The sequence below is a fragment of the Agromyces sp. Marseille-Q5079 genome (assembly GCF_051016555.1).
Classification (GTDB): Bacteria; Actinomycetota; Actinomycetes; order Actinomycetales; family Microbacteriaceae; genus Agromyces.
This window is the reverse complement of sequence record NZ_JBPEJF010000006.1, coordinates 202,840-211,104: the sequence shown is the minus strand read 5'-3', so window position 1 is coordinate 211,104 and position 8,265 is coordinate 202,840. Positions and strand designations below refer to the sequence as shown.

Here is an 8,265-nt window from a genome sequence, read left to right as displayed (position 1 = left end):
TCGGCACCGTCTCCGGCCTCGTGAACACCGCCGGCATCACCGGCCGCATCGGCCCGTTCCTCGACGCCCCGCTCGAGGAGACCGAGCTCGTCTTCCGCGTCAACGTCCTCGCGCCGATCGTGGTGACGCAGGCTGCCATCGCCCACATGGCGACCGATCGGGGCGGGGCCGGCGGCAGCGTCGTGAACATCTCGTCGGGTGCGGCGAAGAGCGGATCGCCCAACACGTACATCACCTACGCGATGAGCAAGGCCGCGCTGAACGCACTCACGACGGGCGCCTCGAAGGAGTTCGGCCCGGTCGGCGTCCGCGTGAACACGGTCTCCCCCGGCACGACGCGCACCGAGATCCACGCCGCCGCGGGGCGGCCGGATGCGCCCGACGAACGCGCACCCGGCATTCCGATGCGCCGACCCGGCGAAGTGCACGAGATCGCCGGCGCGGTCGTGTACCTGATGTCGGCGGACGCCTCGTACACCTCCGGGGCGGACATCCGGGTGGCCGGCGGCAACTGATCCCGAGCGGCGCGGGCGCCTCGCCCCGCGCCGTCGGGTGACGCTCAGTCCTCGCCGAATCCCGATTCGACCAGCGCGGCGATCGCGTCGACCGCGGGCTCCCCCTCGGGGTCCTCGGTCGCGACCTCCAGAGTCGCACCCCTGGTCAGCCCGAGCGACATGATCGCGAGCAGGCTCCGCGCATCGGTGCCGTTGACGGTCACCTTCTGCTCGAACGTGCTCGCGAGCTTGACGAGTTCGGCCGCCGGACGGGCGTGCAGTCCGTCCTTGTTGACGATCGTGACGGTGCGGACGAGACCGGCGGATGCCGCGCCGCGACCCTCATCGCCTGCCGACGGCACCTCGACTCCGGCCTCGTCGGGCGGCGTCGCGCCCGCCGCCGACCTCGCCGCGCGCACGACGGACCCGAGCGGCTCCCCCGACTCGGCCGCGACCGCAGCCGCGACCCCGCCCTCGACGAGCGGGGCGTCGACGATGACCACGCGGGCCCGCACGTCGTCGTCGATGAAGTCCAGTGCGGTCTCGGCCGTCAGGATCGCCGAACCGAGATCGCAGAGCACCGCGACGCCGCTGCCGGAATCGGCCTCGCCGATCGCGGACATCACACGGTCGAAGCTCGTCCCGATCCGGTCGTCATCGGTGCCGCCGGCCGCGACGAGCGCCACGCCCGGCGCCATCTGCGCGGCGAGCTCGACGAGGCCCGCGGCGATCTTGGAGGAATGCGACACGAAGACGATCCCGACGCGGCCCGCTCCTCCCACGTCAGGCACCGGTGGACTCGGACGCCGAGTCGGCCGCCGCCTGCAGCAGCAGGGCGCTCGACTGCGCCCCTGGATCGCGGTGGCCGACCGAGCGCTCGCCGAGGTAGCTCGCGCGACCCTTGCGAGCCACCAGCGGTTCGGTGGCCTCCGCACCGGATGCCGCGGCCGCGGCCGCCGCCGCGAGCACGGCCGTGGCATCGGCGCCGCCATCGGCGGCGTCGGCCGCGGCGTCGACCGCGGGCGTCCACGCGTCGATCATCGTCTTGTCGCCCACCTCGGCCTTGCCGCGCGCGACGATCCCGTCGCGCGCGGCGGCGAGCAGGCGCGCGACGGCGGGGCCGTCGAGCGAGGCATCCGAGCCGGCTGCGGCCGCGGCCTTGAGGTACGCGGTTCCGTAGAGCGGGCCCGCGGCGCCTCCGACGGTGGAGATCAGCGTCATCGCGACGAGCTTCAGCACGTCACCGGGCGTCGATCCGGCCGCGAGATCGTCGAGCTTGGGAACCACGGCTTCGAACCCGCGGTCGAGGTTCTCGCCGTGATCGCCGTCGCCGATGTCGCGATCGAGGCGGATGAGTTCCACCCGATGCTCCGAGACGACCTCGGCACTCCGCCTCACCCAGTCGACGGCCCAGTTGATGTCCAGTCCCACGCGCGTTCTCCTATCGGCCCCACCGGAGCGCCGCAGTCTGCACGGGCGCATCCCAGAGCTCGATCATCTCGTCATCCAGCTTCAGGAGCGTGATCGACATCCCCTGCATCTCGAGCGCGGTGATGTAATTGCCCACCAACGACCGGCTGATGCCGATCCCCCGCTCGCCGAGTGCCTCGGCGGCGCGACGATAGGCGATGTAGAGCTCGACCTGCGGCGTGCCGCCCATGCCGTTCACGAAGAGCAGCACGCGGTCGCCCTCCCCGAACGGGAGATCCTCGAGGATCGGCTCGAGGAGCCGGTCGACGAGTCGATCCGCCGGCTCGAGGCCGACGCGCTCGCGCCCGGGCTCGCCGTGGATCCCGATGCCGATCTCGATCTCGTCCTCGCCGATGTCGAAGCTCGGCTCGCCGGCGTGCGGCACGATGCAGGCCGTGAGCGCGAGGCCCATCGACCGGGCGTTCGCGTTGACCCGCTCCGCGACGGCGGCGACCTCGTCGAGCGAGTCGCCGCGCTCGGCAGCGGCCCCGGCGATCTTCTCGACGAGCACGGTCCCCGCGACGCCGCGTCTGCCCGCGGTGTAGAGCGAGTCCTTGACCGCGACGTCGTCGTCGGTGATCACCGCACGCACCGTGATGCCGTCCATCGCCGCGAGCTCGGCCGCGGTCTCGAAGTTCAGGACGTCGCCGGTGTAGTTCTTCACGATGTGGAGCACCCCGGCGCCGCCGTCGACCGCCTTCGTGGCCGCGAGGATGGGATCCGGGGTGGGCGAGGTGAACACCGCACCGGGCACGGCGGCGTCGAGCATCCCGAAGCCGACGTAGCCGGCATGGAGCGGCTCGTGGCCGCTGCCGCCACCGCTGACGATTCCGACCTTGCCGGCGATCGGCGCATCGGCCCGGACCACGTGCACCGGGTCGAGTTCGACCCTCACGATGTCCGCGTGCGCCACGCCGAATCCGGCGACCGACTCGTCCACGACCCGCTTGGGGTCGTTGATGATCTTCTTCACGCTCGTCCTCTCCCCTGGGCTGCGAGACGCCGAGCGATCATGCATCGGCTCCGACGCAGCACTCCCTCGGCCAACCTACGCCCGCACGGGACCGGCGTGGAAGAGGTTCGACGGATGTCGCGCGGGGGCATTCCCTCCGCGCGGGCCGCGGGGATAGTGTGACACTGCGGCCGCAACGTCGCGGCGCACGCGAAGGGGGTAGCAATGAATCTCGGAGTCATCTTCCTTTCGGAGATGGTCGGCACGGCGATGCTGGTTCTGCTCGGTTGCGGCGTCGTGGCGAACGTCGCGCTCGCCAAGACCAAGGGCTTCAACGGCGGATTCCTGATGGTGAACATCGGCTGGGGCCTCGCGGTCTTCTCCGGCGTCATCGTCTCGTACGCCTCGGGTGCGCAGCTGAACCCTGCGGTCACGCTCGGCCTGACGGTGAACTTCCTCGGCAAGGGCGAGACGGAGTTCGTGCCCGGCATCCCGATCGACGGGGCGTCGATCTTCACCTACATCGGCGCGCAGCTGGTCGGCGCGATCATCGGTGCCGTGTTCTGCTGGCTCGCGTACAAGCAGCACTTCGACGCCGAGCCCGACCCGGCGAGCAAGCTCGCCGTCTTCTCAACCGGTCCCGCCATCCGTTCGTACGCCTGGAACCTCGTCACCGAGATCATCGGCACCTTCGTCCTCGTGTTCGTGATCCTGGGCTTCTCCTACGGCGGCACGCCGGCCGAACTCGGTGCCATCCCGGTGGCGTTCCTCGTGATCGCGATCGGCGCCTCGCTCGGTGGACCGACGGGCTACGCGATCAACCCGGCGCGCGACCTCGGTCCGCGCCTCGCCCACGCGTTCCTGCCGATCAAGGGCAAGGGCGGCAGCGACTGGTCGTACTCCTGGGTCCCCGTCGTCGGTCCGATCATCGGCGGAGTCATCGCCGGTTGGGCGGCCCTCGCCCTCCTGCCCGTCCTCGGATAACGGACACCGCCGCCCGGCCCGTCTGGGCCGGGCGGCCACGTACATCACTGAATCGCGTGCCTCGGTGATCGGGGCGTGCAGCAATGAGAGGAAGTCATGGCCGACTACATCCTGGCGATCGACCAGGGAACGACGAGCACCCGCTCGATCATCTTCGACAAGAAGGGGTCGATCATCGCGACCGGGCAGCTCGAGCACGAGCAGATCTTCCCCAAGGCGGGCTGGGTCGAGCACGATCCCATGCAGATCTGGCACAACACGGGCGAGGTGATCGGCCAGGCGCTCGGCAAGGCCAAGCTGACCCGACACGACATCGCCGCCGTGGGCATCACCAACCAGCGCGAGACCGCCGTGGTCTGGGACAAGAACACCGGTCAGCCCGTGTACAACGCGATCGTCTGGCAGGACACCCGCACCCAGTCGATCGTCGACCGGCTCGCCGCCGACGGCGGCGTCGAGCGGTTCAAGCCGATCGTCGGCCTGCCGCTGGCGACGTACTTCTCCGGCACCAAGATCGTCTGGATCCTCGAGAACGTCGAGGGCGCACGCGAGAAGGCCGAGGCGGGCGACCTGCTGTTCGGCACGACCGACACGTGGGTGCTCTGGAACCTCACCGGCGGCGTCGACGGCGGCGTGCACGCGACGGATGTCACGAACGCCAGCCGAACCCTCTTCATGGATCTCGAGACGCTGTCGTGGCGCGACGACATCCTCGAGGCGTTCGACGTGCCGAAGTCGATGCTCCCCGAGATCCGCTCCTCCTCCGAGGTCTACGGCAACGCGGCCTCGTCCAGCCTCCTCCGCGAAGTTCCCGTCGCCGGCATCCTGGGCGACCAGCAGGCCGCCACGTTCGGCCAGGCCGCGTTCGACGCGGGCGAGTCGAAGAACACGTACGGCACCGGCAACTTCCTGATCTTCAACACCGACACCGAGATCGTCCACTCGAAGAACGGCCTGCTCACGACGCTGGGGTACAAGCTCGGCGACCAGCCGGCCCACTACGCGCTCGAGGGGTCGATCGCGGTCACCGGGTCGCTGATCCAGTGGCTGCGCGACAACCTCGGGCTCATCTCCTCGGCCCCCGAGGTCGAGGAGCTCGCGAAGACGGTGGATGACAACGGCGGTGCGTACTTCGTCCCGGCGTTCTCGGGCCTGTTCGCCCCGTACTGGCGTTCGGACGCGCGCGGTGCCCTGGTCGGGCTGACGCGGTACGTCAACAAGGGGCACATCGCGCGAGCGGCACTCGAGGCGACGGCGTTCCAGACCCGCGAAGTGCTCGATGCGGTGAACGCCGATTCGGGCGTGAACCTCACTGAGCTCAAGGTCGACGGCGGCATGATCGCCAACAACACGCTCATGCAGTTCCAGGCCGACATCCTCGGGGTGCCCGTGGTACGACCGGTCGTCGCCGAGACCACGGCCCTGGGTGCGGCCTATGCAGCCGGACTCGCGGTGGGATTCTGGTCGGATCTCGACGAACTCCGCGCCAACTGGCAGGAGGACTCCCGCTGGGAACCGAAGATGGACCCCGATGAGCGCGACCGCCAGCTCCGGCTCTGGAAGAAGGCCGTCACGAAGACCTTCGACTGGGTCGACGAGGACGTGAACTGATCAGCTGATCGGAACCGACGACGGGCCCCGCGGCAACCGCGGGGCCCGTCGTCGTGTGCGGTTCAGCGCTTGGTCGCGGCGATCCAGTCGTCGAGCTTGCGCGCAGCGGCACCGCTGTCGATCGCATCCGCGGCGATGACCATCTGCTCGGCGAATCGGTCGAGGATCGCCCGCTGCACCTGGGAGGGGTCCTTCGCGAGTTCGAACGAGACGAGACCCGCGGCCGCGTTCAGCACGACGATGTCGCGCACCGGGCCCGTCTCGCCGGCGAACACCCTGTGGACGACCTCGGCGTTGTGGGCCGCGTCGCCGCCCGCCAGCTGGTCGATCTTCGCGCGGGCGATGCCGAGGTCCCTGGGGTCGAGGTCGTGCTCCTTCACCGTGCCGCGCGAGATCTCCCAGACGTGGCTGTGGCCGGTCGTCGTGAGCTCGTCGAGGCCGTCGTCGCCCCGGAACACGAGGGCGGTCGCCCCGCGGGTCTGGAACACGCCGACGATGAGCGGCACCCGATCGAGCTGCGCGACGCCGACGGCGGATGCCTCGGGCCTCGCCGGGTTGCACAGGGGGCCGAGGAAGTTGAACACGGTCGGCACTCCGAGCTCGGCGCGAACCGCGCCGGCGTGACGGAAGCCCGGGTGGAAGGCCGCGGCGTACGCGAACGTGATGCCGGCCTCCTCCAGCACGGATGCCACGCGGTCGGCCGACATCGTCAGGTCGATGCCGAGCGCCGCGAGCACGTCGGACGAACCGGACGCCGAGCTCGCCGCCCGATTGCCGTGCTTGATGACGGGCACACCGGATGCCGCGGCCACGACGGAGGCCATGGTCGACACGTTGACCGTGCCGAACCGGTCCCCGCCGGTGCCGACGATGTCGAGCGCCATCGGATCCACCGGGAGCGGCACCGCGTGCTCGAGGACCGCGTCGCGGAAGCCGACGATCTCGTCGACGGTCTCGCCCTTCACGCGCAGCGCCACGAGGAAGCCGGCGAGCTGTGCGTGGGTCGCGGTGCCCGTCATGACCTGTTCCATGCACCACGCAGCATCCGAGACGCTGAGATCCTCTCCGTCGAGCAGGGCGGTGAGAATGTCGGGCCAATTCGTTTCCACGGGCATGGATTCGATCCTAGCGAGGGGATTCACGGCCGATTCACGGGACTCCCACACCGAAAGTAAGGCGATCCTTACCCTTGCCCATTCGACACGGCGACCAAGGATGACGAAAACTCAGCCCTGATTTCGGCCATAATGGTCATCGTGACGAGCACCTCTTTGACTTTCCAGGCGAGCGCGCCCGTGATCAAGCGACCGAACACCGTTGCGGTGGGCACGATCGTCTGGCTCGGGAGCGAAGTCATGTTCTTCGCCGGCCTGTTCGCGATCTACTTCACGCTGCGTTCGACGTCGCCTGAACTCTGGTCCGCAGAATCCAGCGTCCTGAACTTCCCGTTCGCATTGACGAACACCATCGTCCTGGTGCTGTCGTCGGTGACGTGCCAGTTCGGCGTGTTCGCGGCCGAGAAGATGAAGCCCTACGCGACCAGCTGGAAGCCGTGGGACTGGGGCATGGTCGAGTGGTTCTTCCTGACCTTCGCCATGGGCGCCGTGTTCGTCGCCGGCCAGGTCCTCGAGTACGCCACCCTCGTCTCCGAGGGCATCGCGCTCGACTCGAACTCCTACGGTTCGGCCTTCTACCTCACGACCGGCTTCCACGGCCTGCACGTGACCGGCGGTCTCATCGCATTCCTCCTGGTCATCGGCCGTGTGTTCGCCGTCAAGAACTTCGGGCACAAGGAGGCGACGAGCGCGATCGTCGTCTCGTACTACTGGCACTTCGTCGACGTCGTCTGGATCGGTCTCTTCCTTGTCATCTACGTCCTCAGATAGTCGTAAGCAGGAGCGCCGACCCAGCATGCCCGCGAATAGGAAGAACCCCATGAACCGCACGAAGCGACGCACCGGCCGCAGGCACCCCCTCGCCACGGTCGCACTGCTCGCGATCGGACTCGTCTTCACCGGTGGCGCGTACGCCGCGCTCAGCGCAGGCACGACGGCCCAGGCAGACACCGATCTCACCTCGCAGCAGACCATCGACGAAGGCAAGAAGCTCTTCCAGGCGAACTGCGCCACGTGCCACGGTCTGTCCGCGCAGGGCACCGACAACGGGCCCAGCCTCATCGGCGTCGGGTCCGCCGCAGTCGACTTCCAGGTGGGCACCGGGCGCATGCCGATGCAGATGTCTGGCCCGCAGGCGCAGGAGAAGCCGCCGCAGTTCACCGACGAGCAGGTGCAGCAGTTGGCCGCATACGTCGCGTCCCTCGGCCCCGGCCCGTCGATCCCCGATGCCCACCTCGTCGACGGCGGCGGCGATGCCGCCAACGGCGCCGAGCTCTTCCGCATCAACTGCGCGATGTGCCACAACGTCGCCGGCGCGGGTGGCGCCCTCACCGAGGGCAAGTTCGCTCCCCCGCTGACCGACGTCTCGGGAGTTCACATCTACGAGGCGATGGTCACGGGCCCGCAGAACATGCCGGTCTTCAACGACATGAACATCTCGCCCGAAGACAAGCGCGACATCATCACGTACCTGAAGTACGTCCAGGACAACCGGTCCCCCGGCGGATTCGAGCTCGGTTCGCTCGGCCCCGTCGCCGAGGGTCTGTTCATCTGGATCTTCGGTCTCGGCGCGATCGTCGCGATCACCGTGTGGATCACGGCGAAGTCCAACTAGCGCACGCCGGTACCGAAGTACCTG

At 69.0% G+C, this 8,265-nt stretch carries 9 protein-coding genes; 5 read left to right on the top strand and 4 right to left on the bottom strand.

The window, feature by feature from the left end:
* Nucleotides 1-515 (top strand): SDR family NAD(P)-dependent oxidoreductase (locus tag ACR3IO_RS14995; protein ID WP_434072012.1); only part of this gene is annotated, 515 nt, incomplete at its 5' end.
* Nucleotides 516-559: 44 nt separating this feature from the next.
* On the opposite strand, the gene dhaM is transcribed toward ACR3IO_RS14995, so the two are convergent.
* The 3 genes from dhaM to dhaK are packed head-to-tail and all read right to left on the bottom strand — an operon-like array spanning nucleotide 560 to nucleotide 2,937.
* Complete coding sequence (dhaM, locus tag ACR3IO_RS14990) at nucleotides 560-1,276, bottom strand: dihydroxyacetone kinase phosphoryl donor subunit DhaM (protein WP_434072022.1); 717 nt, start codon at nucleotides 1,274-1,276, stop codon at nucleotides 560-562.
* A 1-nt stretch (nucleotide 1,277) separates the two neighbouring features.
* Complete coding sequence (gene dhaL, locus ACR3IO_RS14985) at nucleotides 1,278-1,925, bottom strand: dihydroxyacetone kinase subunit DhaL (protein ID WP_434072011.1); 648 nt, start codon at nucleotides 1,923-1,925, stop codon at nucleotides 1,278-1,280.
* Between the two features lie 10 nt (nucleotides 1,926-1,935).
* Complete coding sequence (gene dhaK / locus ACR3IO_RS14980; RefSeq protein WP_434072010.1) at nucleotides 1,936-2,937, bottom strand: dihydroxyacetone kinase subunit DhaK; 1,002 nt, start codon at nucleotides 2,935-2,937, stop codon at nucleotides 1,936-1,938.
* A 204-nt stretch (nucleotides 2,938-3,141) separates the two neighbouring features.
* On the opposite strand from dhaK, the gene ACR3IO_RS14975 reads away from it, so the two are divergent.
* Both ACR3IO_RS14975 and glpK read left to right on the top strand, forming a co-directional pair.
* Nucleotides 3,142-3,900 carry an MIP/aquaporin family protein gene (locus tag ACR3IO_RS14975; RefSeq protein ID WP_434072009.1) on the top strand — a complete coding sequence of 253 codons (759 nt, stop codon included), beginning with the start codon at nucleotides 3,142-3,144 and terminating at the stop codon, nucleotides 3,898-3,900.
* 96 nt (nucleotides 3,901-3,996) lie between these two features.
* Complete coding sequence (gene glpK, locus ACR3IO_RS14970; RefSeq protein ID WP_434072008.1) at nucleotides 3,997-5,511, top strand: glycerol kinase GlpK; 1,515 nt, start codon at nucleotides 3,997-3,999, stop codon at nucleotides 5,509-5,511.
* A gap of 62 nt (nucleotides 5,512-5,573) precedes the next feature.
* On the opposite strand, the gene trpD is transcribed toward glpK, so the two are convergent.
* Entirely contained in the window at nucleotides 5,574-6,626 is a 1,053-nt protein-coding gene (gene trpD / locus ACR3IO_RS14965; protein ID WP_434072007.1) for an anthranilate phosphoribosyltransferase, read from the bottom strand.
* 132 nt (nucleotides 6,627-6,758) lie between these two features.
* Between trpD and ctaE the strand changes: the two genes are divergently transcribed.
* Entirely contained in the window at nucleotides 6,759-7,397 is a 639-nt protein-coding gene (gene ctaE, locus ACR3IO_RS14960) for an aa3-type cytochrome oxidase subunit III (RefSeq protein ID WP_434072006.1), read from the top strand.
* A gap of 49 nt (nucleotides 7,398-7,446) precedes the next feature.
* Nucleotides 7,447-8,241, top strand: coding sequence for a cytochrome bc1 complex diheme cytochrome c subunit (qcrC, locus tag ACR3IO_RS14955; protein ID WP_434072005.1), 795 nt, complete (start codon nucleotides 7,447-7,449; stop codon nucleotides 8,239-8,241).
* Nucleotides 8,242-8,265: the final 24 nt, after the last annotated feature.